The following is a 25,931-nucleotide window of genomic DNA, read 5'->3' on the forward strand; positions in this document are numbered from 1 at the left end:
CGGACGGACAGGCGGCGAGTGGCCTCGGGGCAGGCCCCGGGCCCCCGATTCGTGGAGAGCTTGGTGGCGCATCGGGGCGGCGAGGTGAAGAGCGGCGGCGTGAGACGGCAACGCCTGTCAAGCCGCCTGCCCGTGGACCGACGGCGCGGCTCCACGGCCTGACGGGCGCGCCCCGTCCGCCCGGGGATGGAGCGCGCCGCGGACGCGCGGTGCCGTTCAACGGCCGCAGTGCCGTCTGCCGAACCCGTTCGGCGACCGCACGGCCCTCTTCGGCGGTCTGTTCGAGCGACCGTACGGTGCCGTTCAACGGATCCGGTCAGCGACCGCTGCCGGACATGCTCGGCTGAAGCGAGCACACGAGATCGAAGAACCGGGACTCATTGCCGCAGAGCCCCGCGCGCTCCAGCGCCACATCCGCCTCCGCGATCGGAGAGGCGAGCAAGGGCACATACAAGGGGCCTTCGTCAGGCTCCGCCAGTGCGGCCCGAGTGGCCTCCAGCAGTCGGACATACGCCTGGGCCGCGGCGAGTTCGTCATTGCGCATCTCAGCATCTCCCGGTCAGAGGTATCGGACCCACCAGCATCCCCCATGGGTCTGACAATGGCCTCCCGCGGCGGCCCGGGGCCGCCGGCTAGCCGCCGTTCGGCCGTCGGACACCGGGTGGCGGTTCGACCTCCAGGAATCTTCGGCGCCGCGGCCCGCGGTACAGCAACGCCGTCCAGCCCAACTCCCGCAGCGCGGCGGCGCACCGGCCCAGTTCGGCCTCCTCTGCATGCGCGGCTCCACTGCCCGGCGGACCAAGCCACTCGACCCTCACGCTGCCCGGAGCCTCGCCGCGCACCAGGCGATACCCGGTCGCCGTACGCACGCCCGACCCGTCAACGGCCGAGGCGGCCAGGCCCGATGCCTCCAGGGCCAGAGCGACGGCCCGTATCGGCCGGAGCGTCTCCCACTGCGCGGGTACGCCCTCCGGGGCCGTGTGCCCGGTGTTCGTCAGCCGCCGGATCTGCATCATGCCCTCGAACGCCGTCCGTACCGAAGCGGCCCGGTCCCCGTCCGGTGCCGGCGGGCCGTCCCCGGTGGCGGGTTCGAAACCGGTCTCGTGCTCGATGCCCATCAGCGTCCCTCCTGCCCCTTGACCCTTGGCGTACTGCCAGTGTGCGTCGCCCCACTGACAACGGCTCCGGCGCGGGGCGTGGGCCCCCGCAAGCCGACGCCGCCGACACCGCAGCCGTCGGCTCCGCTACGCGGGCGGGGCGCCCTTCTCGTCGGTCGACGGTGCACCGGTCCCGCCGAGCACCTTGCCCGGATTGAGAATGCCGTACGGGTTTAGTGCAGCCTCCTCCGCGTGATGCATGCTCAGTACCGCGGAACCCGGCTCCTTGTTCATGCCGCGCATCTTCAGCGGCCCGACCTCGTGCTCGCCCGTCACGGTCCCCCCGAGCGCGAGGGCGCTGTCGAGGATGTCCTCGAACGCCGACCGGGAACGCGCAGGCGCGGCTTCGTCACCGGGCGGGGTGATGATCGGCGGATGCAGGTTGCCGTCCCCGGCATGGGCGATGTTGACCACCTCCAGACCGAGCACGTAGTCGCGTGTCACGCCGTACTTGACGCAGCACATCCCACCCGCGTCGGTCGCGACGTTCCCACCGATCGTCGACCAGGGCGAGCTCGCCGGATCCGGCGGGTACCGGAGCCCGTGCTCCGCGCAGGCCGCCCGCAGATCGTCGTTGACGACACCCGGCTGGAGGACGGCCGGCCGCTCCGCGGTGTCGATGCGAATGATCCGGTCCATGTCCTCGACCGAAAGGGACTCCGGGGCGATAGCCATTCCATGATGATCATCAAATCTGTGTGCATGGACGGCGGATCCCGATAGGGTCGACCGTCCGAAAGCTCCATATCCCAGAGGATCCACGCACTGTGCCCGACAACGCCCCACGCCCCGGCACCGACCGTGCCGCCCTGCGCGCCGACTGCGCCAGCTGTTTCGGGCTGTGCTGTGTGGCCCTGACGCTGACCCGGTCCGCGGACTTCGCGATCGACAAGGACGCCGGGAAGCCCTGCCGCAATCTGCAGGAGGACTTCCGCTGCGGCATCCACACCGAATTGCGGACCCAGGGCTTCCCCGGCTGCACCGTCTACGACTGCTTCGGGGCCGGCCAGAAGGTCTCCCGCGATACCTTCGGCGGGCAGGACTGGCGCCGGGCCCCGCAGACCGCCCAGCAGATGTTCCAGGTGTTCCCGGTCGTGAGGCAGCTCCACGAACTCCTCTGGTACCTCACGGAAGCGCTGTCCCTGGAGGCGGCGCGCTCCCTCCAGGGCGAGATACGCAGCGCCCTCGACGAGACGGAACGCCTCACCCACCTCCCGGCGGACGCGTTCACGGACCTGGACGTGGCCGCCCACCGCGGCGACGTCGCCGCCCTCCTGCTCCGCACCAGCGAAGTCGTACGCGCGACGGTGCCCCGCAGGAAGAAGCGCGACCACCGAGGCGCCGACCTCATCGGGGCCAGGCTCAAGGGCGCTGATCTGCGAGGTGCCGACCTGCGAGGCGCCTACCTCATCGCGGCGGACCTCACGGGTGCCGATCTGCGGCTGGCCGATCTGATCGGCGCCGACTTCCGTGACGCCGAACTGTCCGGCGCCGACCTCACCGGAAGTCTCTTCGTCACCCAGGCACAGCTCAACGCGGCGAGGGGCGACGCGGCGACGAAACTCCCGCCCTCGCTCAGCCGCCCCGCTCACTGGGACCGGTGAATTCGCCGCTCGGACCATGCCACTGGCGGCTCGGAGGGCACCCGTACCGCACCCGGTGACTCGGCCCTCGCGGCCGGGCACCGCGGACGCCCGTGGTTCGTTGCACAGTGTGGCGTACCCGGAACGCCTTCGACGACCGGACCGAGGAGTCGCGCACATGCCGAGCAGTACCGACCGCAGCCGCACCGATCGAAGTGGTGCCGACGGGAGCCGCACCCGCCTGATCGAGCGGCTCATGGAGCAATTCCCGCACGTGCCCCGGGAAGCCGTCATCAAGGAAGACCTCCTGCGCGGCGGCGTGGCGTTCGACGAGTCCGCCCTCAGCGACAACGAGGGCGGCGATGTCAAACCGAAGTCGTACTTCATCTTCTCGTTCGACCACGGAACCCTCCCCGAGCTCGGCGCGGCCGCGCTGCGCCGCCCGCCGGAGGAGATCGTGCTCACCGGCGGTCCGTACGAGCTGCGCAGGACAGTGGTGTCGGTACGGGTCAACCCGGCGTCGCCGTACCGCGTCGCGGCCGACAACGGCGGCGTGCTCGGGCTGTACCTCGACGGTCGGCGGATCTCCGACGTCGGCCTGCCGCCGATGCCGGACTACTACCGGCACACCCTTGAGAACGGGAAGTCCGTGATGGAGGTCGCGCCCACCATCCAGTGGGGCTACCTCGTCTATCTGACGGTCTTCCGGGTCTGCCAGTACTTCGGGGCGAAGGAGGAGTGCCAGTACTGCGACATCAACCACAACTGGCGCCAGCACAAGGCGGCGGGACGTCCGTACACCGGTGTGAAGCCGGTCGAGGAGGTCTTGGAGGCACTGGCCATCATCGACAAGTACGACACCGCGAAGACGTCCACCGCCTACACACTCACCGGGGGCGCCATCACGTCCCACATCGGCGGCCGCGACGAGGCGGACTTCTACGGGCAGTATGCGAAGGCCATTGAGGAACGGTTCCCCGGCCGCTGGATCGGCAAGGTCGTCGCCCAGGCCCTCCCCAAGGCCGATGTGCAGCGCTTCCACGACTACGGTGTCCAGATCTACCACCCCAACTACGAGGTGTGGGACCGCCGGCTGTTCGAGCTCTACTGCCCCGGCAAGGAGCGCTACGTGGGCCGCGACGAGTGGCACCGACGCATTCTGGACTCCGCCGAGGTCTTCGGCCCCCGCAATGTCATCCCCAACTTCGTCGCGGGCGTCGAGATGGCCGAACCCTTCGGCTTCACCACGGTGAACGAGGCCATCGAATCGACCACCGAAGGCCTGCGGTTCTTCATGTCGCACGGCATCACGCCGCGCTTCACCACCTGGTGCCCGGAGCCCACCACTCCCCTCGGAAAGACCAACCCGGACGGGGCGCCACTGGAGTACCACATCCGCCTGCTGGACGCCTACCGCGCGACCATGGAGGAGTACGGGCTCAGCTCACCCCCCGGCTACGGCCCGCCCGGGCCGGGCCGGGCCGTCTTCTCCGTCAGTTCGTTCATGGACAGTCTTCCGGCCCGCCCGGACGACGATCAATGACACCGAACCGGTCTTCGGGCACCGCACGGGCGGCGGCAGCGGGTTCGCGCACGATCCGGGTGAAGCCCCGCACCAGGACGTTGTACGCCCCGGTGCCCCGCGCGAGCACGGTGCGCAGCGGTTCCACATAGGTCAGCACCGCCCACGAGAGTCGGGGCCCGGCCGGGCGTAGGCGCGCTGCGCGCCGCGGCCGCCGGGGGAGGGGCACCCCGCCGGACCGCTGTGATCCCCGCTTATGAGGAGATGGCCGGCCCCGTCCGGGCCGGTGCCCCCGCTCGGACGGCAGGCGGGAGGGCGACCCGACCGGGGTCCCTGCGCCCTTCCCCGCCCTCGCCGCTGAGAACACACGCCGCTCGGGCTGCCCCTCGGCAACGGCGCGCCCGGCGCGATCCCCACCCGTCTCGACGCCGCCCGCGTCGAGAGACTCGCATGGGAGTCGGTCCGTCACGGCACCGACCCCGGCGCACGAGGTTCGCGGGCGGCGGGACCCGGCGATCAGTTGCCCGCACCGGATTGCCGGCCACGCGGAGCCGACGGACACACGCACCGGACCGGGCGCCTTCCTGACGGTCCGGTGCCTACCTGCGAAGCCCACCGTCACGAGGGTCAACCTGCCGGTCGTCGGCGCCCCGGCCCGTCAGGCGCGCCACTCCGCCGTGCGCTCCGGGGACGCCTCGGCGAGCGCCTTGGCGACGGCGTCGGCATCGCCCTGGTGACCGTAGACGGGCGTGCCGGGCTGCTGGCGCCAGGATTCGTCGAGGCCACCGGCGTCCACAGTGTCGAAGCCCAACTCGTCGATCAGGTCGCGCACGACCTGCTTGGCCGCCGGGTCGTCACCGGCCACCGGCAGCGCCTGACGGGCGGGGCTGCCCGTCGGGCGGCCGTTGTCGAGGATGTCCTGCGCATACGTCCCGTTGAACGCCTTGATCACGGGGTGGCCGATCTGCTGCTCGGTCCACCGGCTCTCCGGCAGACCGTCCTCGATCGCGGCGATGCGGCCGTCGCGCTGCTGCGGGTAGTAATTGCCCGTGTCGATGACCACGGCCCCCTCCACAGCGCCGCCGAGGAAACCGGAGGGCAGCTGGGGGACGGCCTTGAGCGGGACGGTGACGACAACGACCTGGGCTCCCCGAGCGGCCTCGGAGGCCGCGACCGGGGTGGCTCCGGTCTCCTCGGCGAGCGCGGTGAGCGTCTGCGGACCGCGCGAGTTGGCGACGGAGACGTCGTGTCCCAGCGCGGTGAGACGCCGGGTGAGGTTACCGCCGATATTGCCCGCTCCGATGATGCCGATCTTCATGGATCCGACCTCCGATGGTGCCTGCGGTACGTGATGTGGTCTCGCCGCTTCACCAACTACCCGCTGCCGTTCCCTATTCCGGGAAATGGCAAAACGATTCGCTCGTTCACCGGAAGGATGGGACGCAGCGACTGCGGGCACGAACAGGGAGAGAACCGGAATTTCCCAGCCCACTTGGAGGCGGTGCTCATGCTGCACGGCGTCGACGTCAGCGCGTATCAGTCGTCCTTCGACACGGACGGATTGGACTTCGTCCTCATCAAGGCCACCGAAGGCCGTTCCTACGTCAATCCGCATCTGACCTCGCAGGTCAAACGTGCCAGGGACGCGGAGTGCGTCGTCGGCTTCTACCACTTTCTCTGGCCGGGCGACATCGCGGCCCAGGCGGAGTACTTCCTGAGCAAGGCTCCGGAGAAGGCGGGCGATCTGCTCGCGGTGGACTGGGAGGAGAATGGCGAGGGCACCCGGGCGAGCAACGCCGAAAAGGACCGCTTCATCCGTGAGGTCAAGCGCCTGAGGCCCCATCACAGAGTCCTGCTGTACTGCAACCGGTACTTCTGGCTGCATTACGACACCACGTCGTACGCCGGGGACGGCTTGTGGATAGCCGATTACGTGACTGCGGGGAAGCCCAGGATCAAGGCTTCCTGGCGCATTCATCAGTACACCGACCAGCCGCTCGACAAGGACGTGGCCGCTTTCTCCTCGCGGACCGCCATGCGTGACTGGGCCGGCGGGTAGCCGCACGCGCGGGCTGTGAGGCCGACGATCGGGCACAGGGCACGGGGGGACGCTGGGCGCGGGGCGCGGGGGACTTCGGGTAGTGCTCCAGGCATACGAAGAAGCGAAATCGGGCCATGCGAAATAGGCTGTTCCGAGGCTTCTGTCACCTGTGCTGTCGCACGGTGGCCGATCAGCCGGACGTGCCCGATCGAAGCGGAGGAGTACCCATGAAGGCCGCTGTTGTGCGCAGCTTCACCGAGCAGCTGGTGGTCGAGGACAGGCCGGTCCCGAGACCGGCCGGACACCAGGTCCTCGTACGGATGGAGACTTCCGGGCTGTGCCACACCGACATCCACGCCGCGCGGGGCGACTGGCCGGTCAAGCCCACCCCGCCGTTCGTGCCGGGGCACGAGGGCATCGGCATCGTCGAAGCGGCCGGCGCGCAGGTCACCCACCTCTCGGCGGGGGACCGGGTGGCCATCCCCTGGCTCGGAGAGGCATGCGGGCAGTGCGACCACTGCGTCTCCGGGTGGGAGACACTCTGCCTGAAACAGCAGAACAGCGGCTACTCGGTGGACGGCAGCCATGCCGAGTACGCGCTCGCGCACGGAACGTACGTGGTGCCGGTCCCCGACGGCATCGACCCGCTGGACGCGGCACCGCTGACCTGCGCGGGCGTCACCACGTACAAGGCCGTGAAGCTCTCCGGCGCCCGCCCGGGCACGCGCGCGCTCGTCTCCGGCATCGGTGGCCTGGGTCACCTTGCCCTGCAGTACGCGCGGATCTTCGGTGCCGAGACGATCGCCGTCGACGTCACCGACGAGAAGCTGGCGCTTGCCCGTGAGTTGGGGGCCGACCATGTCATCGACGCCCGGGTCCAGGACGTGGCCGAAGAGACGCATCGGCTCGGCGGAGCGGACGCGGCCGTCTCACTGGCCGTGAGCAACGAGTCGTTCAGCGCCGCTTATGGCGCGCTGCGCCGGGGCGGCACGCTCGTTCTGGTGGCGCTGCCGGCCGAGGGCAAGCTGGAACTGCCCGTCTTCGACACGGTGCTGAACGGCACGAAGATCGTCGGCTCCATCGTCGGCACCCGTGAGGATCTCGCCGAGGTGTTCCGCCTGCACCGGCTCGGCCGTACACGCGTGATCCGTGAGAGCAGGGACCTTGACGACATCAACGCGTCCATCGGCGAGGTGCTGAAGGGCAAGGTGCCGGGCCGTCTGGTCTTCGACATGCGCTGAACGGCACGTGCTGCGGAGGGCCGAGGCGCCTGTTCGTGGCTCGTGGGAGCCGTGCCCGTGCCCCGTGCCCCGTGCCGGGCACGGGCAGGTCCCGCACCCTTCGCTCAGTACGACTGCAACTCGATGAGGTGGCCCTCGGGGTCGCGCACATGGGCGGTGCGGAGCGTGGGGCCCCACTCCGGCCGGTCGCGCGCGCCGGCGACGGCTGAAGCGCCGTGCCGGAGGCAGTGCGCCAGCCCGGAGTCGACATCGGGGACCCGGCAGACGAACATCGAACGATCCTGGGCGGGTGGCGCCTCGACGGGCAGGTCTGCCGTCCCGATGACGGTCGCCATCGCATCGCGGTCGAAGAGCACCAGTACCCCGTGGCCATCCACGTCCCAGTGGGCGTACGGGCCGGACTCGCTGCCACTGGCCCGGGTGGCCCCGATCAGAGCGGGCAGCACCGCGTCGTAGAAACGGAAGCATTCGGCGAATCTGTCGACCAGCAGGCGGGGGTGCAGGGCATCCATGACGTGCTCCGATCGGATTAGTAGGTGAACACCCATTATTGGTTGCAGCCTAAGATATCGTCGATGAGCGAGACCCCGCCCAGCCTCCTGGGACTCACGACCTATCTGCTGTCCAAGACCGGCAAGGCTGCGCGCAGCCGCCTGGCGGCGCGCCTGGCCGAGCGCGATCTGAAGCTCTGGCACATGGCGGTGCTGTCGGCGCTGGTCGATTTCGGCCCGCATGTGCAGCGGGAGCTGGCGTCACGGCTGGGGATCGACCGGAGCGACCTGGTCAAGATCCTGGACGATCTCGCGGCGGCCGGCCTCGTGGACCGTGCCCGCGACATGACGGACCGCAGGCGGGTGACTGTCACGCCCACCTCGGCGGGCCGCGCGATGCTGACGGAGCTGCAGCGCGAGGCGCTGGCCGTGCAGACGGAGCTGCTCGCCCCTCTGTCCCGCACCGAGCGGGCGCAGCTGGCTGCGCTGTTGAAGCGCGTCCACGCCCACGTCCGGGAGGAGCCCGCAGAGCCGAGGCCAGGTCGCTGAGTGACTACCCGAGTCCGGTGCGGCAGACTTCTCGGGTGACCACAGCCGCGGCTCAGCCGCCTCGTGACCGTGCGCTCGGGCGCGGAATCACCACGCTCATTCCGCAGGCCAGCACCGCAACCCCGGCTGAACAGGCGGCGGCCGTGCTGACGGCGATGCAGAGCGTTCCGGTCCGGGTGGGAGTTCTCCAGGCCGCCGCAGTGCTCCTGGAGGAGCGGGTGCGTGCCACGGAGGACGGCGCTGAGCGCGCGGCAGCGGCAACGACGGTCGCCATGCTCCGCAGCGCGATCGGTCAGGCGGGCTGAACCGGGCCGCTGCGCCGGGCGCAAGGCCTGAGCCGGGCGGAAGGACCTGGGGTCCCGGGGGCCGCGTGCAGATGTCGGAGGGCAGCAGTATCGCGTCCGGTGACCGCCGAACGCCCGGACTCCACCAGTGGCTCCGGCCGCCGGGCAACACGCTGTACGTGCCGTCATCCGACTTGGAGTTGTACGGTGCTGCCGAGCACGCCCGAGCCGTCCAGGGCGGCAACAAGCGGCGCCCGGGAACCCGGCCGTACGTCCAGATGCCCTCCGTCTCCATTGTGTCCGCGCCGATCCGGAGGGAGGCGCCGACGACGGCCGCGGTGCTCCGCGCGATCGAGCCGAAGAGCCCTGTCGTCCGGGGCCTTCCACGCCTCGGCCTTGAGGCGTGACGAGGAAGCCCGGATCGCCGATCACGAGCTGCTTACCCGAACCACGTGATCGTCAGCGCACTGCCGCGTAAGACCGGATGTCCGCTCCACCGGCCGTTCGCGACGGCAGCGAGCGCGGGCCCCCAGCGCGGCGCGCCGCGCCCGGTGCCAGGCCCGGACCACTGCTTCGTCCTCGTCGTCGAATCCGGGCTTGCCCCCGACAGGCGTTGGCGAACTGCTCCAGGGTGGGCTCGAAGGCCACCGGGTGGTTCCTGCCGGGCGGCATCGTTCCGGAAAAGGGGGACCTGCGCCACGTCTCGTTGCCGAGGGGCGCGTGTGCGGGGTTCTCGGAAAGCCGTGGCACAGTCCGGGCCACGAAGGAGAGCTGTCGGCGGGAGCCGTCATGGGTGAGGCTCCTGAGGGAGAGCTGCATTTCCATCTGCGCCGCGGAGGCAGTCGGAGCGTCGGGCTCATACGCGAAAACTTGACGAGAGGACGGTTTCCGCGCGGCCACGTCGGCTTCGAGGCCGCCTCAGGTCGGGTCCGTACTCCTGGACAGCGCTCCCGACTTCATTGGCATGGACCTGACCGACATGCTGGGCTACAGTCCGTTGCGGCACACTCTGAGAGCGCTCTCAGGTGAGACCTCTCGGATGCCTGCTGTTCCTCCCCACGATGTCGGAACAACAGAAAGGCCGTTCCCTTGAGACGCATGACAGCCTTACGCGCGAGCCTGGCAGCCGCCCTGGTCGTCGGAGCGTGGGCGACCGCAGGCCTCGCCTCGGCCTCCGCCTCCGTGCCCGCCGTGGACTCGCCGTCCATTGCCTCCCGCGCCGATTCCGCCGAAGCTCCGGCTTCGTCCGGTCTGCTCTCCGCCATGCGGAGGGATCTCGGCCTGACGGAAAGCCAGGCCAGGGCCCGTCTCGCCGCGGAGAAGTCGGCAGCCTCGGTACAGGGCAAGGCGCGACAGGCCGCCGGGCCTTCATACGCCGGCTCATGGTTCGAACCGGCCACGGGCAAACTCGCCGTGGCCGTCACCGACGTCAAGAAGGCCGATGTCGTCGAGGCGTCCGGTGCGACCGTCCGGCTGGTGGACCACAGCGCGCGTCAGCTCGACGCGGCCAAGGCGCGGATCGACAGGTTGTCCGCGCCGGACGGCGTCAGCAGTTGGCACGTCGACCCGAAGGCCAACCGGGTCGTCGTGAACGTCGTCGCCTCGGCAGAGGATGACAACGATGTCCGCACGTTCGTGGAACAGGCCCGCAAGACCGGCCCCGTCCTGGTGAGGCAGACGCCCGAGGCGCCTCGGACCTTCTCCGCCGGGACCGTGGGCGGTGACCCGTACTACACGGGCAACGTCCGGTGCTCCATAGGTTTCTCCGTCTACGGCGGCTTCGTCACGGCAGGACACTGCGGCCAGGCGGGCGCGGCGGTCAGCGGATGGGACGGGTCGGCCATCGGCAACTTCCAGGGATCGTCCTTCCCGGGTGACGACTATGCCTGGGTCAGTGTGGGCAACGGCTGGTGGACCGTACCCGTGGTTCTCGGCTGGGGCACCGTCTCCGACCAACTGGTCCGGGGCTCCGCGGAGGCGCCCGTCGGCGCCTCGATCTGCCGCTCCGGCTCCACGTCCCACTGGCACTGCGGCAATGTGCTGGCCACGAACGAGACCGTGAACTACAGCCAGGGCGCCGTCTACCAGATGACCAAGACGAGCGTCTGCGCCGAGCCGGGTGACTCGGGCGGCTCCTTCATCAGCGGCGACCAGGCCCAGGGAGTCACCTCGGGCGGCTGGGGCAACTGCAGCAGCGGCGGCGAGACCTGGCATCAGCCGATCAACGAGATCCTGAACCGCTACGGGCTGACCCTGCACACGGCCTGACGGTACGCGGGGCGGCCGGATCGGTTCTCCTGCCGGCTCCGCTCGGAGGGCCTGTTGCGAAAAGGGTTGTACCACTCGAGTGCGACAGGCCCGTCCGGGCGGATGGGGCCCGAGGACTGCTCCAAGGATGGCAGAGTGGGCCGGTGCGGCCACCGAGGTGTGTCACATGTGTGCATGGGAAGCGGCGACGGTGGTGTTACCGGCCGTTCTGCGTGCGGATTGGCATCGGCCGAGGCGGCCTGCCGAGGACTTGGGAAGACTGGACGCCGATTGTCCGGCCAAACGTGACGCCGGACGAGAACCCTCGGGAGCCGCCGCGTTGCTGACGGTGTCAGGTGGAAGTGATTCGGGTGGCGGGGAGGCAACGGACGCCGGAGTGCCGCGCGGGTACTCCCTGTCCGCGAAGAAGCAACGACGCGTCAGGCCAGCTGTTCTTGTCTTCTGCGTGGTCGCGGTGCTCGGCTGTGCCGCGTCGGTCGTCTGGCCGTGGGCGGCGGGCGAACGGACGTGGATGTGGGTCGACGTCATCGTCCTCCCGTTCATCGTGCTGATCGCATTCTCCGTCATCCTGGGTGACCGCACCCCCGATGGTTCGACGGAGTTCTGGGGCGGGGTCTGACAGCACCATCGACACGTCGTCGTCCGGCCCGAATCGTGAGGCACGGGCACCGCGTCCAGCCGCGCCGCCACTGCGTATACGGGCGGATCGAACGGTCGCCGTTCACGTGGACGTTCACGGGCCGGGGCAGTGGTGGGTCGGCCGACGGTGCGTGTGGGTCGGCTCGGGCGATGCGGTCCGACCCGGCGGCATCGGCGTTCACGACCCCGGCTTCGACGAGGTGGGCGTCGGGGGGCTCGCGCTGCTGAGGCCGGCGGCAGGTCGGGTCGCGACGGCCGGGATGTTTGCGCAGCCGACGGCCGGCGATGCGCGCTCCCCTTATGAGGCGTCCGGGATCGCGACGTCGGGAAATACGCTGCCAGCCCCCTTGGCATCGGCGCAGGTCGGGGCCCGGCCGTAGCCGTCGTAGCCGTCGGAGTGCGCGCTTTGGCGCGGTTGCCGGGGGCTGAAGTCAACGGGGCGGCGACCGTTCCGGGCCTTCCTGCGCCGAGCTCGGCCGCGGCCCACGGTCACAGTCTCGTCGACACGTGCCCGCCCGCCTGCACGTGCAGTACCGCGACGCCAAGGGCGGACGCCCGGGGGCGTGTGGCAAGGCCGGGCGGTGCTCACCCGTTGCGTTGCCGGATCCCGCATTGGTGACACAGCTCGAACGCGATCCCGTCTGAGCAGGCAAAAGAGGGTGCTGGGTGGTGGTTGACAGGTGCTCAGGGCGGTGGTGTAGAGCGGTTGCTTGGGGCGTGTCAAGGAAAGACACGCGGCCGCCAGGGTGAGCGGGTTTCGGGAAGTCGCCTGGACAGGCTAACCGGATTTCAAGTCGCTTGATTTCTTGGCTAGTTATCTTTATCTAAGATTATATGAAAATAGCATATGGCGTACCTTATGTACCTCGATCGGCGTTCCGGTGCCGGCGCCCAATGCATCCGATATGACAGGTATGGGGACCGTCAGTACGTTCAATTACGGGTCGGCTGCTCAGTCGGCCTCTCTGAGACAGGAGAAGTGACATGACTACCCGTTCCACCGTTGTTACGGCCGCTGTCGCGGCCGCCGCGGCCCTGGCCGCCACTGGCATCACCTACGCCTCGGCCGCCACCTCCGAGCCGGCCCAGGCTGCCCCCGTCGTCCAGCAGGCCCCCGCACCCGTCGTCCAGCAGGCTCCCGCCCCCGCCTCGGCCCTCAACGGCGGCGACGCCGGCAAGGGTAACGAGGGCAAGGGCAACGAGGGCGGGGGCAACGAGGGCGGGGGCTATGAGGGCAAGGGTAACGACAGGGGCGAGGAGAGGGAGCGCGGGCACTACGAGGAGGGCCGCATCCACATCAACGAGCGGACCTACTCCGACGAGCGCGGCGGCTGCATCACCGTCGTCAGCGGACTGGGCTCCCGGAGCCTCAACATCCGCAACGACAGCCGCCGGACCATCGAGGTCTTCCGCGGTGCCACCTGCGACAACGGCGCCCCCATCGCCACCGTCGGCCCGCACAGCTCCAGCGACGGCGTCTTCCCCGGCCACGTCCGGGGCGGCGTCCACGTCCGCGACGGAGTCGTGGGCAGCTTCCGCGTGATCGAGCGCCACCACGAAGGCCGGTGACCCAACCATCATCCGCCTGACACGGAACCCCGGCCCGCCGGAATCGGGCCGGGGTTCCGTGACCCAACAGCTTCAGGCAGGGCACCGCCGCACCCTCGGCCCCAACACCCTTGTAGGGACGAACCCCGGGACCAACGGGGTTTCCTTCATGTGGAGGTGCCGGTCATCGGCCCGCATGTGCCGGACGCGCCGCTCCATGGGCGTGGACCCGGGGCGGTGCGTAGTGGTTGAAGGCGGTGCGTAGTGGTTGAAGACAGTGTGTGCGGAGTTCAGGCGGCCCGTGCCGCCGGAACGCCGGCCTCTGGCTGCTGTGGCGGTCTCACGTCGGCTTCGCGCCCCGAAGAGCCTTGCAACACCCTGTTTCACGACATGCGCGAACTGTCCGAACTCTTGGCCACCGCTGCCCGCTGAACTCCTGCATACCTCACCGTGGACCACTGAACCGACGTGTCCATCTTGCAGACAGCAGGCCGGAGCCGACACCGATGACCGGTCCCCGGCCTGGCCTCGGTCTCGCAGGCGCCCCCTGTGCGCCACGCTGTGTCCCTGTTCGAGACACCCTCGCCCGACCGGTGTGCGTGCCGGACGGAGCATCCGTGGTGCTCTCCTGCCGGAGGCTCGGCTGCTTGCGTTCCGCCCGTACGGTGCCGACGACCGGGTTGAAGCCCCTGGACCACGGCGGCCGATTCGGGGCTTTCCGTCACGTCACACCTGACCGGGCGGAACAGTGGGGCATCTCATGGCCCAGGACGGAGCGTCCGGTCTCATCCTCTGGCTGGTGCTCAGCCCGGGATTTCCGTGCGCTCCCACCATTCGTAGACAGGCAATGAGCCTTCGGGGGTTTCCTGGTGGCGCGTGGTGATCTTGAAGTGCTCGTATCCGCCTCGGAACGGGATCTTGAGGTCGGCTCCAGGTGCGGGTACGGAGACGATCCGCTCAGGGAGATCGTGGGGGCCGCCCTCGAGAGCTGCTTTCGTCGTGTTGGTCATGAGGGAAGTCTCTCCGGGAGGGTGGTCCCGCTCTTTCATGACGCGCCGAAGTGCCGGCCGCTGTGTGTCCGTCGGCAGTCCGACGGGGCGACGACTGCATTTCCCGGTGGCGCATCACAGCTGTCCTCCGTCTGTGCGGTCCCGGCCCGGGGTATCCGGCCGCTGCTCGGCTTTTCGGGGCCGGTGAGCCGCCTCCTTCTACGGCCTGTAGAGGCAGTTGCGCCGCCGTCACGAGGCAATGGTGATATCGGGGTGGGGAAGGGCGCCCAGTCGCCGCCCGCCGATGAGGCCTGTCTCCGTTTCAACGGGGCAGCTGGCCGTGTTCACGAGAGTGGGTTCTGGCTCGCTTTCCGGGCTCTGCCGCTATTTTGTGGGTAGTTGGGCATCGATCTTGTGTGATGGGTGGGGTCCGCGTCGCGGACGTTCTGTTGCCAGGTGTCGGGGTTCAGGTCGAGGAAGTGGCACTCACGGATACGGAGGTTCGACTGGCTGTGCGGTCGCAAGCCGCGTCGGCCGCATGTCCCGACTGCGGACGGAGATCCTCAAAAGCGTATTGCTACAACCTGCGGGCTCTGGCGGATCGTCCGGTCGCAGGCAAGCGTGTACGACTAGAGCTACGGGCCCGCCGGCTCGTGTGCGGGAATGATCAATGCGACCGGCGGACGTTCGCCGGGCAGATACCGAACCTGACCCGGCGCCACGCACGCTGCACGGACGCTCTCACTGCCCAGCTCACCGACATGGCCCCGTTCTTGGGCGGCCGGGCAGGAGCACGCCTCTCCGAACGCATGGCTATCGGCACTTGCAAGGACACTCTGCTCCGGCTGATCCGCGCGCTGCCGCTCCCGTCCTCGGGTCCGGTCCCGCTTCTCGGCGTCGACGAGTTCGCCGTGAGACGCGGACGGACCTGCGCGACGACCCTCATCGACATGTCCACCCACCGTCCGGTCGACGTTCTTGCCGATCGCGCCGCGAGCACCTTCGTGTCCTGGCTGCGAGATCATCCCGAGGCGCGGATGATCTGCCGCGACCGCGCCGGCTCCTTCCGCGACGGAGCCCAAGCGGGTGCTCCGCAGGCCCGGCAGGTGGCCGACGACTGGCACCTACTGCACAATTTGGCCGAAGCAGTCGAACGCGTCGTGGGCCGACACCGCGCCGTCCTGCGAGAACTCCTCACGTGCTACGACGACCGGACCGAAGACGGCCAGACCCAGGAGAACCCAGGCCGCGCGGAGCTGGACATCCATGGACGGCCGCGGCCTCTGGTCGCCCGCACTCGTGAACGCCGCCAACAGGTCCACGAACGCATCGAACGTGGCGACAGCCTTCGGGCCATCGCGCGCGATCTCCACCTCAGCCGCGGCACGGTCAACCGCTTCGCACGGGCCGCTGACGTCACGGAACTCCTCTTCGCCGCTACCCACCGCCCCACGCTGATCGACGATTAACGCCTCTACTTGCACCACCGCTGGATGGAGGGCTGCACCAATGCCTCCGCTCTTACCCGGGAGATCCAGCAGCTCGGCTATCGCGGCGACGTCAACACCGTCCGCCGACACTTGAGGCCTTACCGCAACGGGACGATCCCGCAAACCGCTCCCTTGCCCCACATGACCGTCCGTTGGGTCACCGACTGGATCATGAGACGCCCCGAGCGCCTCACAGACACCGAGCGCAAATGCCTCACCGAACTGTGCGAGCGGAGTCCTGTGCTGGCCACGACCACCACGTACGCTCGCCGTCTTGCACTCATGGTGCGCGAACGACGCAGCGAACACCTGGCCCTCGATGTCTGGATCGCCGACGTCCGCCTCGACGGCCAACGCGAACTCCGCACCCTGGCCAACGGCATACGACGCGACCACGCAGCTATCCAGGCTGCCCTCACCACCACCTGCACTTCGGGAGCAGTCGAAGGCAACGTCACCAGGATCAAGCTGCTGAAGAGACAGATGTACGGCCGAGCCAACTTCGATCTCCTACGACGCCGCATCCTGCTCTCACCGTGATCAACCAGCTGCTACCCCCAAAATGGCGACAGAGCCGCTTTCCGTGACGGGGGCACGCTGAGTGATGACTGCCGCTCGGATCAACCTCCTGGAAGTTGTGCGAAAACTACCGGTGCCGATCTCGGTGTGGTCGACAGCTCAGCGTCGTGGCGCCCTGGACTGGTCACGGTGCGTGATCGACTCGGCGAACATGCGGGCAGCGAAAGGGGGACCTGACGGGTCCGAATCCCGTAGACCGCGGCAAGCAAGGTTCAAAGATCCACTTGATCACCGAGCGGACCGGTCTGCCCATGTCCATCGGCATCTCCGCCGCCAACACCCATGACAGCCAGGGTCCGGAGCCCCTGCTGCCGGGCATCCCGCCCATCCGCTCCCGCCGAGGGCCCCGTCGACGACGGCCGGCCAAGCTCCATGCAGACAAGGGCCACGACTACGACCACCTGCGCCGATGGCTCCGGCCCGGGAACATCGCCCCGCGCATCGCCCGCAGAGGTATCGAGTCCTCTCAGCGGCTGGACCGCCATCGTTGGACCGTGGAGCGGACGGCGCCGTAGCTGGCTGGGTGCCGCCGACTCCACCGCCGCTACGAGCGCAAGGCGGAACACTTCCTGGCCTTTGCCGGGGCCGCAGCGGCGCTCATCTGCTTCCGGCGCCTCTCGCGGCAGGCGCGAGGCAGCGGGCTGCCGCTACGGAACGTTCCAGGCGGCGATGAAGGGCTGCTCGTCCTCGGTGGCCAGGAAGCTGAGCGTGCCTGGATGCGGGTGGCCGAGCAGTCGGCTGGCGGACGCGTCGAGGCCGAGCCAGCGCACGGTGAGCACGCGCGCCAGATGACCGTGGGCGACGACAGCGACGTCGCCATCGTCCAACAGTGGCCGGATCCGGTCCAGCACCGCGTCCGTGCGCGCGGCCACCTGTCGGAGCTCCTCGCCAGGATGGGCTGCGTCGCCGGGAATCACGCCATCCCGCCACAGGTCCCAACCTGGCGTTGTCTCCTGGATCTGCGCCGCAGTCAGGCCCTCATACCCTCCGTAGTCCCACTCCATCAGATCGGGATCGGGCTGGACGCCGGTCAGGCCGGCCAACTCGGCCGTCCGCATGGCGCGGCTCAGCGGGCTGCTGAACACGGCGACCAGATGGCGTTGGGCAAGCCTCGGAGCGAGTGACTTGGCCGCGGCCTCGCCAGCATTAGTCAGCGGGATGTCGCTGCGGCCGGCGTGTTGGCCCGACAGGCTCCATTCGGTCTGGCCATGCCTGATCAATATCAGTTCACCCATGGCCGCGCACGATACCTGATCACGCGAAACCTCCGAACACTTCCTCGCCGCCTTCGGCTGCACCCTCATCTACTGCAACGGACTCACCGGATGAGATGACTTCTGAGCCGGGCGTGAGCAGCCTGAGGGCGCCACTGCGGTGTCCGAGGAGCATGGAGGCGCCTTGCGCGATGACGAGTGCGGCGACGAGGAGGACGACGCCGAGCAGCGGAACACTGTCGACCGGAAGGGTGTAGGCCATGAGTACGCGGGCACCGGCGTCGAGCAGAAAGGCTGCGCCCCAGGCGAGGCTTGCGGTGCGCATCCATCGGTGGAACACAGCACTGTGTTGCCACAAGTGGGCAAGGCGATTTGCCAGTTCCGGCGTACTGAGCTTGATGACAACGTCCAGAAGGAAGGGGCGGGATGTAGTCAGAGAGCCGATGACCCACACACCGAGCAGGCCGGTGATCCAGCTCTCGCGCGCCAGGAGCGTGCGCGGGTCACCCGTAACGAGGGCGACCGCCAACGACAATGTCATTGCCACGATCACGAAGGTCCCCATCGGGTCCCACCGACGCTGACGCACCCAGGTCACGGCGACAGTGGCGGCCGGGGCCAGTGAGGCGAGCACGAGAGCCAACCACTGATTCACTTGCGCGCCCCGCAAGCCGTAGAAGGCCATGAGTGGGATCACCACGTCTCCGGCCAGCGCGCCAGCCATCTTCGGCCAGGACGTCCCTGCGTGCGAGGGCTTCGACTCGGAGCGAGCTCTTCTGGCCTCGGCGGGATGCTCGGTCACGTGTCCTCCTTGGCGTCGGTCCGGCGTGTGGCCAGGTCGAAGAGCGCCGCCAGTTCATCGGCGTACGCACCAGGGTCCAGGTCGGGTTCGTGGGCGAAGTACGCCGGTGCGGCATCGATGGCCGCTCGGATGGACACGGCCATCGGCCTGGTGGCGAAGTCGCGGAAGTATCCGTTGCGTTGCCCCTCGCGCAGCATCTGCTCAATGGCGTCGATGTTCGGTTGGTTCGTCGCAGTCCCGAAGACCAGAGCTCCGTCCGTGTCGCGCAAGTTCTGGATGACTTCCATCGCGGCGCCAATCCAACGGGGGTGAGCGGAGGCGAACAGGATGCAGCTGCGGATGTACCGGATGAGCATCTGACGCGGCCCATCCGCGGTGGCCATGTCCTTCACGATCTCCTGGGCTGCGAGGGCGTAGAGATCGCTGACGACGGCTCGCAGCAGTTCGTCCTTGTTCTTGAAGTGGTAGAAGAGCGCACTCTTGGCGATTGAGGCACGGCGGGCCACCTCCGCAGCAGAGGTGCCTGAGAAGCCGAGCCCGTCGAGCGTTTCGATCGCGCTGTCAATGAACTGACGGCGCCGTGCTTCCTCGATGAAGGTTCGCCCTTCCGTGTCAGACCGCATGGTCAGATATTAGACCATGCGGTCTGATGCTGCCTCCTCGCCTCGGGTGTCACGCTCCAACTGCCTCGACGGCCAGTTGCCCCGACGGGACGGCCGGCCGTTCCGCGTCCGCAGTCACGCCGGTGCCGCCCGATGCAGTCGCATGCCTGCTCTCGTGGCAAGGCCCTCGGTGGTTTGCACCTCGTCGGGTGTGTCACGTCCTGATGGCCGGTCAATAACTGGCGTTCCCGAGGTTCTGCAGGCCGGTAGGAAGACGGGTGCCCATGGGGGGTTGTGAGGATTGGGCCTGGAGGCTGGCAGCCAGATTCCGGATCGCGGGGAGCCGTGCGAGGAGTGCTTCGCCGGGGCAGGTGGTGGTATAGCCGTCGCGATGGCCGGAGATGGCGTCGAATTCGGCTGAAGTCCCCTTCGTGTAGCGGCTCTTGTCGTTCGTGGAGGTGAGCCGCACTTTGCTGGTGGGGTCGATGCCGCTCAGGCCGAGCTTCCAGGCGGCGAGGGCCGCGATCGCGTGTTCCATGGCTGGTGGTACGGGGGTGCCTCGTCCGAAGGTGCCGATCGCGGCGATCCCTGTGGTGCCGCGGTTGAACCCGAGGGTGTGGGACCCGATGACGGGACGGTTGGCACCGCCGGCACGGCCTTCGTAGATAGTGCCGCATGCGTCGACGAGGAAGTTGTAACCCAGGTCTCCCCACCTGCGGTCGCGAATCTGGCCCGTATAAAGATTGCGCAGGGTACGTGGGACGTTCGTGCAGTCGTAGCCGTTGGGGGTGTCGGTGTGATGAATGAAGACCGCCGTCACCTTTTCCGCGTAGTGGGCATGGGGGTCACGCGTGGTTTCGTCGGCCCGCCACTGCGTACGCTGCACGATGGCGGGCCGTGGTGCTCCACGGGAAACCGCCACTGAGGTTGCTCCCAGGGCCGGGAACGGCCGTGCGGAATCGGCAGTCGGTCCAGGAACCGATCCGGCCGGCCACACGGCGGGCGGACTCTGCGGCGCCGTCTTGTCGTCGGCACCGGCCGTCGTCAGCCCCGGCGGCGCTGCGATGAGGGACACCGCCATGGGGGCTGTGACCCATAGCGCCATGCGGAACAAACGCACAGGAAAAACCTTCTTCTTCTTTCGCCGGCACAGCGGCGGGAGCGCGTATGCCCACAGCTTTGCGGTGGGATGTGTGCCGCGCGCGCCGGATTACTGCGGTCAGGCGAGCGTATCCTCGCTCCTGGTCTGCGTGGATGCTCCCGGGCCGTCGTGCCACGACGAGGTCGGTGTCACTGATGCTCGGAAGCTCGGCATCGACCACATGGTCCTGTTGGCCGAGGCATGGGCCGGCGGGCCCGAAGCGGATGACCGTGTACGGATCCGGATCTTCACCACACCTGCCGTCCCTCAACGGCTTGCCGTCCTACATTGCTCAGGTAATTGCAGGTCGCAGCGACATCAGCACGACGATTGGCCTTGCCACGATCTCCCCTGAGCGCACCGTCGAAGCGCACCGGGCGTTCATCGGTCGCCGTCGCCGTCGCCGTCGCCGTCGCCGTCGCCGTCGCCGTCGCCGTCGCCGTCGCCGGTTCCGGCCGGCCGATGACTACCGGGCGGTCACGCCAAGAGACTCGGGAGCAGTTCATGGGCCACGTCGCACGTCGCGAACTTGCTCCTGGAGACTGCGGACGAGCAGACGGAACCGGCTGCGTTCAGAAGCACGCCTGCCTTGAAGGTCCCCACAAAGGCATTGGACAATGGAGCAGCGACCACAGCTCGTCCGAGACTGCCCATGGACGAGACTCCCTCGTGCCCACCACCAGACCTACGACCGTCCCGGCCGACAGGTACATCACCACTGGATTCCGTTCAGACCTTTAAACGCGCTGCGCCCACTTCGGCACCCAGATCCCGCTGTCGAGGCGGCCGGGGTATGCGGAGATGAGGTGGTTGCGCAGTGCGGCGAGGGCGGGGTGCGGGTTGTCGGTGCGCCAGATCAGCGAGTGCGGGTAGACCGGGGTCGGGTCGTGCAGGGGGATGCGCCGCAGGTCGTGGCCGGCAGGCCAGACCAGCGGGGTCTGTTCGCTGACAAAGGTCGCCAGCGTCGAGGAGTCCGCGATCGTGTCGAGGAGGGGCTCGATACCGAAGTTGGGGCCGATCGAGTCGATGGTGAGCCCGAAAACGGCGGCGAGTTCGTCGTAGTAGGCGGCCCACTCGGTGCCGGGGATGTTGCCGGGCATCCAGATCCGGCGCCCGGCGAGCTGTCCGGGAGCGATCGCGCGGGCGGCGGCGAACTCGTGAGCCGGTCCGGTGAACAGGTGCAGTGGTTCGTCGAAGACCGGAGTGGCCTCGACGCCGACGGGGAGCTTCCGGCCCGGCAGGGTGACGGCGCGAAAGGTTGCGTCGATCGTCCCGGACCGGACTGCGGCGATGGCCGTGGCCGAGTCGAACAGGGTCACCACATCGAGATCGGTGTCGGGATACGCGCGGTGGAAGTCGCGCAGTAGTCCTGCCAGCGAGAGCCGGCGGCCGATCACATCGACGCGCAACGCCCGGCGCCCTGGCCGCACGGAAGCGGCTGCCCGCTCCTCGGCCTGGAGGAGGGCCCGGGCGTAGGGCAAGAACGCCTGTCCGTCGATCGTGAGCCGAGCTCCGCGAGCCGTGCGGCTGAACAACTGCACGCCGAGGTCCTTCTCCAGCACGGCGATGCGCTTGGAGACGGCCTGTGGGGTGATCGACAAGGTGGTGGCGGCTTCTTGGAACTGTCCCGCGTCCACGGCGGTGACGAAGGTGCGTACGGCAGTGAGGTCCACGCTGAGCATCATAGGCAAACAACTAATTGTTGAGTCTGATCGGTGAAATGGTTGTTTGATTCCAGTACGCCATGCTCGCTTTGATGTCTCTGGTCAACGTGCAGTTTCGTAAGCCGGGCGGGCAGGAGGAACGTTGCCCGGCTGCCGGGCGGCCGCCGGATGCGCTTCAAGGGCTTGGCCTGATCGCGTACACCAGCGGGTTCGACCCGTTGGCTGCTCCGTCGGCGCGACCGCACCGCGACGTTTCGAGTCGTCCGCCCATGTGCCGATGCCGGTGCGGTCGGCCATTGACAAGGCCACCATCGCGTCTCTGCCGGGGTGGGGCTTCCTACTCACCTCGGAGATGACCCACCCGTGCCGGATTCCTTCGTTCACCTGCACAATCACACCGAATACTCGATGCTGGACGGCGCACAGAAGCTGAAGCCGATGTTCGACGAAGTGGCCCGACAGGGGATGCCTGCGATCGCCATGAGCGATCACGGCACCATGTTCGGCGCCTATGAGTTCGCGCAGGTCGCGAAGGGCTTCGAGGGCATCAGGCCGATCATCGGTATCGAGGCGTATGTGGCGCCTTCCTCGCGTCTCGTCCGGAAGCAGGAGTTCTGGGGGCCGGGAGGCCGTCGCGCTACGAGCGCAGACGGTGAGGGGTCGAAAGATGTCTCCGGTGGCGGCCGCTTCACCCACATGACCATGTGGGCGCGGAACATCCAGGGTCTGCGGAACCTGTTCCGGCTCAGCACGCAGGCCAGCTACCAGGGTCAGTTTCCTGCCGGCAAACCGCGCATGGACCGGGAACTGATCGCTGAACGGCCGGACGGCATCATCGCCACCACGGGCTGCCCGTCTGGCGAGATCCAGACCCGCCTGAGGCTCAACCAGTACGACGAGGCGAAGGCTGCTGCCGGGGCCTACCAGGAGATCTTCGGCCGCGAGAACTACTTCCTGGAGCTGATGGACCACGGCCTGGACATCGAGCGTGAGGTCCGCGGAGGTCTGCTGCGCCTGGCCAAGGAACTGAACATTCCCCTTCTGGCAACCAACGACGCCCACTACGTCACCGAGGACCAGGCCGACGCCCACGACAGCCTGCTGTGCATCGGTGTCGGCAAGAACAAGGACGACCCGGGCCGCTTCCGCTTCAACGGCTCCGGTTACTACCTCAAGACAGCGGCCGCGATGCGCAGCTTGTTCTCGGAACTTCCGGAAGCCTGCGACAACACCCTGCTGATCGCCGAGCGCGTCGAGTCCTACGACGAGGTCTTCGACTACGTCGACGAGATGCCGCAGTTCCCGGACGTACCCGGAGGCGAGAGCCAGGAATCGTGGCTTCGCAAGGAGGTCCTCAAGGGGCTGGCCATGCGCTACGGGGACCCGATCCCCCCGCACGTCATGGACCGCTTCGAGACCGAGATGACGGTCATCGGCCCCATGGGATTCAGCTCCTACTTCCTTGTCGTGGCGGACATCTGCCGCCATGCCCGGAACAACAAGATCCCCCTCGGTCCCGGCCGGGGCTCGGCCACCGGCTCCATCGTTGCCTACGCCACCCGCATCACCGAACTGTGTCCCCTGGAGCACGGCCTTCTCTTCGAGCGGTTCCTGAACCCCGAACGCATCAACCCACCGGACGTCGACCTCGACTTCGACGACCGTCAGCGCGACCGGATGGTCCGCTACGTCACCGAGAAGTACGGCGAGGAGTACACCGCCATGGTGAACACCTTCGGCAAGATCAAGGCCAAGAACGCGATCAAGGACTCCTCGCGCATTCTGGGCTATCCCTACTCCCACGGCGAGCGGATCACCAAGGCGCTCCCGCCGGACCAGAACGGCAAGTCAGCCCCACTGGCCGCCGTCTTCGACTCCTGCCACGAGCGGTATGGAGAGGCTGGCGAGATCCGGCAGATGTATGAAGCCGAACAGGATGTGCGGCGGGTCTTCGACACCGCTCGCGGGGTGGAGGGCCTCACCCGCGGCACCGGCGTGCATGCCGCGGCGGTGATCCTTTCGAAGACAAAGCTCACCGACCGCATCCCGCTGCACATGCGTGCCTCGGACGGCGTGAAGATCACCGGCTTCGACTATCCGTCCTGCGAAGCCATGGGGCTGATCAAGATGGATTTCCTGGGGCTGCGGAATCTGGGCGTCATCGACCAGGCCATCGAGAACATCCGCGAGAACCGGGGCATCAGCCTGGCCACCGTGGATGCCCTGGACGGCGACCGGTCCACCGTCGTGATCCCTCTGGACGACGCCAAGACGTACCGGCTGCTGGCCGACGGCAACACGTTCGGTGTCTTCCAGCTCGACGGCGGTGGCATGCGCGTGCTGCTGAAACAGATGGAACCCACCCGGTTCGAGGACATCGCCGCAGTCAACGCCCTCTACCGGCCCGGCCCCATGGCGGCGAACGCGCATACCAACTACGCACACCGCAAGACCGGCCGTCAGGAGATCACCCCGATCCACCCCGAGTTGCGCGACGCACTGGAGCCGATCCTCGGCAACACCTTCCATCTGCTCGTCTACCAGGAGCAGATCATGGCCATCGCCAGGGAACTGGCCGGGTACACCCTCGGCGGCGCCGACCTGCTGCGACGTGCGATGGGCAAGAAGAAACCGGAGGTGCTGGCTGCGGAGTGGGGCAAGTTCCACAACGGCATGAAGGCCAACGGCTACAGCGAAGAAGCCATCAAGGCTCTGTGGGACGTCATGCTCCCGTTCTCCGGCTACGCCTTCAACAAGTCCCACACCGCCGGCTACGGCCTCGTCTCGTACTGGACCGCCTATCTCAAGGCCAACTATCCGGCCGAGTACATGGCCGCCCTGCTCACCTCCGTCGGCGACGACAAGGACAAGGCCGCGATCTACCTCGCCGACGCCCGTAAGAACGGCGTCCGGGTGCTCCAGCCCGACGTGAACGAGTCCGTTGCGGAGTTCACCGCCATCGGCGATGACGTGCGGTTCGGGCTGCGATCCGTACGCAACGTCGGCGACAACGTCATCGAGGCCATCGTCGACGCACGCCGCCGGAAAGGGAAAATCACTTCCTTCTCCGACTTCCTCGACAAGGCCGACCTGCCCGCACTGAACAAGAGGGCCGTGGAGTCCCTGATCAAGGCCGGCACCTTCGACTCCCTGCAGCATTCACGCAAGGGCCTTACCGCGATCCACGAGGAAGCCATCGAAGCGATCATCCCGGTGAAGAAAGCGGCAAGCTTCGGGCAGGACGATCTCTTCGCAGATCTGGGCGGAGAAGGAAGCGGCGAACCGGCCTTCGGCCTCGACTTCCCCGTCGACGAAGCAGAATGGCCTCGCAGACAGCTCCTGGCGACCGAACGCGAAATGCTCGGCCTCTACGTCTCAGCCCACCCGTTGGACGGCGCCGAGCACATCCTCTCCGGCGCCCGGGACTGCTCCATCGCCGAACTGCTCGCCTCCGGCCGCACCGCCGGGGATGTGCAGCTCTCCGGCCTGATCACCGGCATCCAGCTCAAGATGACCAAACAGGGCAACGCCTGGGCCATCGTGAACCTCGCGGACCGTGATGTCGGCATCGAGGTCCTCTTCTTCCCCTCCGCCTACCAGCTCGTGCAGCACGCGTTGACCGAGGACAACGTCATCTCCGTCAAAGGAAAGATCGAAGACCGGGATGGAACCGTGAACATCTTCGGCAGGGAACTCGCGGTCCTGGACGTGTCCTCCGCGGAACACGGCGGGAAACCTCCGGTGAGGCTTGCCCTTCCCTCCCACCGGATCACTGAGCAGTCCGTCCGAGAACTGAAGCAAATCCTCGCGGACCACCCAGGCGACAGTCCAGTCCACCTCAGCGTCCGCAGCGCACGGAAGACGACTGTCTACGCCTTGCAAGCCACGGTGGATGCCACCACCGTCGCCTCCGACGTGAAAGGCACATTCGGGGCTGACGCGTGGGTGGGCCTCCTATGACGCCCAGGACCGACGAGTCGGCCGATATCGCGCTGCGGACCTCCGTGGCACCCCTCCCAGCCCACGCCGTGAGGTGCCGGTGGCCCGCTGCCCACACACCGGCTGCCTGTAGGCTTTCGCCGCCCCGCCCGTGGCGCCATCGGCGATGTCCACGGCCCGATCGCAGA

Annotated in this window: 23 protein-coding genes and 2 pseudogenes; 14 read left to right on the plus strand and 11 right to left on the minus strand. The window is 68.1% G+C overall.

Features of this window, described 5'->3' with window-relative positions:
• Positions 1–316: 316 nt before the first annotated feature.
• The 3 genes and pseudogenes from ACFVT1_RS30685 to ACFVT1_RS30695 form a co-directional block, all read right to left on the minus strand.
• Positions 317–544: a hypothetical protein gene (locus ACFVT1_RS30685; protein WP_389801154.1), complete on the minus strand. Its 228-nt coding sequence runs from the start codon at positions 542–544 to the stop codon at positions 317–319.
• Between the two features lie 88 nt (positions 545–632).
• Complete coding sequence (locus tag ACFVT1_RS30690; RefSeq protein WP_389801156.1) at positions 633–1,118, minus strand: hypothetical protein; 486 nt, start codon at positions 1,116–1,118, stop codon at positions 633–635.
• Between the two features lie 126 nt (positions 1,119–1,244).
• Positions 1,245–1,811: pseudogene (locus ACFVT1_RS30695) on the minus strand (FAD-binding protein); the annotation flags it as partial.
• Between the two features lie 113 nt (positions 1,812–1,924).
• On the opposite strand from ACFVT1_RS30695, the gene ACFVT1_RS30700 reads away from it, so the two are divergent.
• Positions 1,925–2,761 (plus strand): pentapeptide repeat-containing protein, encoded by an 837-nt coding sequence (locus tag ACFVT1_RS30700; protein ID WP_389801158.1) that lies wholly within the window; start codon positions 1,925–1,927, stop codon positions 2,759–2,761.
• 157 nt (positions 2,762–2,918) lie between these two features.
• Positions 2,919–4,283, plus strand: coding sequence for a radical SAM protein (locus ACFVT1_RS30705; protein WP_389801160.1), 1,365 nt, complete (start codon positions 2,919–2,921; stop codon positions 4,281–4,283).
• A gap of 637 nt (positions 4,284–4,920) precedes the next feature.
• On the opposite strand, the gene ACFVT1_RS30710 is transcribed toward ACFVT1_RS30705, so the two are convergent.
• A complete protein-coding gene (locus tag ACFVT1_RS30710; protein ID WP_389801162.1) occupies positions 4,921–5,877 on the minus strand; it encodes an NADPH-dependent F420 reductase in 957 nt (318 codons plus the stop codon).
• Here ACFVT1_RS30710 and ACFVT1_RS30715 point away from each other — a divergent pair.
• Positions 5,770–6,321: a GH25 family lysozyme gene (locus tag ACFVT1_RS30715; RefSeq protein WP_389801164.1), complete on the plus strand. Its 552-nt coding sequence runs from the start codon at positions 5,770–5,772 to the stop codon at positions 6,319–6,321. The two genes, ACFVT1_RS30710 and ACFVT1_RS30715, sit on opposite strands and share 108 nt — an antisense overlap.
• 209 nt (positions 6,322–6,530) lie before the next feature.
• Complete coding sequence (adhP, locus tag ACFVT1_RS30720) at positions 6,531–7,544, plus strand: alcohol dehydrogenase AdhP (protein WP_389801165.1); 1,014 nt, start codon at positions 6,531–6,533, stop codon at positions 7,542–7,544.
• A gap of 104 nt (positions 7,545–7,648) precedes the next feature.
• On the opposite strand, the gene ACFVT1_RS30725 is transcribed toward adhP, so the two are convergent.
• Positions 7,649–8,056, minus strand: a complete 408-nt coding sequence (locus ACFVT1_RS30725; protein WP_389801167.1) for a VOC family protein — start codon at positions 8,054–8,056, stop codon at positions 7,649–7,651.
• A 63-nt stretch (positions 8,057–8,119) separates the two neighbouring features.
• Between ACFVT1_RS30725 and ACFVT1_RS30730 the strand changes: the two genes are divergently transcribed.
• The 6 genes from ACFVT1_RS30730 (at position 8,120) to ACFVT1_RS30755 (ending at position 13,344) form a co-directional block, all read left to right on the plus strand.
• Positions 8,120–8,584 carry a MarR family winged helix-turn-helix transcriptional regulator gene (locus ACFVT1_RS30730; RefSeq protein WP_389801169.1) on the plus strand — a complete coding sequence of 155 codons (465 nt, stop codon included), beginning with the start codon at positions 8,120–8,122 and terminating at the stop codon, positions 8,582–8,584.
• 35 nt (positions 8,585–8,619) lie between these two features.
• A complete protein-coding gene (locus ACFVT1_RS30735) occupies positions 8,620–8,889 on the plus strand; it encodes a hypothetical protein (protein WP_389801171.1) in 270 nt (89 codons plus the stop codon).
• A gap of 158 nt (positions 8,890–9,047) precedes the next feature.
• On the plus strand, positions 9,048–9,275 hold the full coding sequence (locus tag ACFVT1_RS30740) for a hypothetical protein (RefSeq protein WP_389801173.1): 228 nt from the start codon (positions 9,048–9,050) through the stop codon (positions 9,273–9,275).
• A 691-nt stretch (positions 9,276–9,966) separates the two neighbouring features.
• Positions 9,967–11,136: a S1 family peptidase gene (locus ACFVT1_RS30745; protein WP_389801175.1), complete on the plus strand. Its 1,170-nt coding sequence runs from the start codon at positions 9,967–9,969 to the stop codon at positions 11,134–11,136.
• Between the two features lie 376 nt (positions 11,137–11,512).
• On the plus strand, positions 11,513–11,755 hold the full coding sequence (locus tag ACFVT1_RS30750; protein ID WP_389801177.1) for a hypothetical protein: 243 nt from the start codon (positions 11,513–11,515) through the stop codon (positions 11,753–11,755).
• Between the two features lie 1,004 nt (positions 11,756–12,759).
• Positions 12,760–13,344, plus strand: coding sequence for a hypothetical protein (locus ACFVT1_RS30755; protein ID WP_389801179.1), 585 nt, complete (start codon positions 12,760–12,762; stop codon positions 13,342–13,344).
• 782 nt (positions 13,345–14,126) lie between these two features.
• Here the strand turns inward: ACFVT1_RS30755 and ACFVT1_RS30760 are convergent.
• A complete protein-coding gene (locus ACFVT1_RS30760) occupies positions 14,127–14,333 on the minus strand; it encodes a DUF5988 family protein (RefSeq protein ID WP_362211267.1) in 207 nt (68 codons plus the stop codon).
• A gap of 398 nt (positions 14,334–14,731) precedes the next feature.
• Here ACFVT1_RS30760 and ACFVT1_RS30765 point away from each other — a divergent pair, with 398 nt between their 5' ends.
• The 3 genes and pseudogenes from ACFVT1_RS30765 to ACFVT1_RS30775 all read left to right on the plus strand — a co-directional run.
• Entirely contained in the window at positions 14,732–15,781 is a 1,050-nt protein-coding gene (locus ACFVT1_RS30765) for an ISL3 family transposase (RefSeq protein WP_389801270.1), read from the plus strand.
• Positions 15,782–15,943: 162 nt separating this feature from the next.
• Positions 15,944–16,342 (plus strand): transposase, encoded by a 399-nt coding sequence (locus ACFVT1_RS30770; protein ID WP_389801181.1) that lies wholly within the window; start codon positions 15,944–15,946, stop codon positions 16,340–16,342.
• A gap of 145 nt (positions 16,343–16,487) precedes the next feature.
• Positions 16,488–17,001, plus strand: a pseudogene (locus ACFVT1_RS30775) (IS5 family transposase); the annotation flags it as partial.
• A 27-nt stretch (positions 17,002–17,028) separates the two neighbouring features.
• Here the strand turns inward: ACFVT1_RS30775 and ACFVT1_RS30780 are convergent.
• From ACFVT1_RS30780 to ACFVT1_RS30800, 5 genes are all read right to left on the minus strand, one after another.
• Positions 17,029–17,616, minus strand: a complete 588-nt coding sequence (locus tag ACFVT1_RS30780) for a histidine phosphatase family protein (RefSeq protein ID WP_389801182.1) — start codon at positions 17,614–17,616, stop codon at positions 17,029–17,031.
• Positions 17,617–17,635: 19 nt separating this feature from the next.
• Positions 17,636–18,397 carry a VC0807 family protein gene (locus ACFVT1_RS30785; RefSeq protein WP_389801184.1) on the minus strand — a complete coding sequence of 254 codons (762 nt, stop codon included), beginning with the start codon at positions 18,395–18,397 and terminating at the stop codon, positions 17,636–17,638.
• A complete protein-coding gene (locus ACFVT1_RS30790) occupies positions 18,394–19,020 on the minus strand; it encodes a TetR/AcrR family transcriptional regulator (protein WP_389801185.1) in 627 nt (208 codons plus the stop codon). Before ACFVT1_RS30790 ends, ACFVT1_RS30785 begins: the two co-directional genes overlap by 4 nt.
• Before the next feature lie 211 nt (positions 19,021–19,231).
• Positions 19,232–20,119 (minus strand): peptidoglycan recognition protein, encoded by an 888-nt coding sequence (locus ACFVT1_RS30795; RefSeq protein WP_389801187.1) that lies wholly within the window; start codon positions 20,117–20,119, stop codon positions 19,232–19,234.
• A gap of 758 nt (positions 20,120–20,877) precedes the next feature.
• A complete protein-coding gene (locus ACFVT1_RS30800; RefSeq protein ID WP_389801189.1) occupies positions 20,878–21,813 on the minus strand; it encodes a LysR family transcriptional regulator in 936 nt (311 codons plus the stop codon).
• A gap of 354 nt (positions 21,814–22,167) precedes the next feature.
• Here ACFVT1_RS30800 and dnaE point away from each other — a divergent pair, with 354 nt between their 5' ends.
• Positions 22,168–25,764, plus strand: a complete 3,597-nt coding sequence (gene dnaE, locus ACFVT1_RS30805; protein ID WP_389801191.1) for a DNA polymerase III subunit alpha — start codon at positions 22,168–22,170, stop codon at positions 25,762–25,764.
• The last annotated feature ends 167 nt before the right edge of the window (positions 25,765–25,931 follow it).

This window comes from Streptomyces sp. NPDC057963, assembly GCF_042887155.1.
GTDB lineage: Bacteria > Actinomycetota > Actinomycetes > Streptomycetales > Streptomycetaceae > Streptomyces.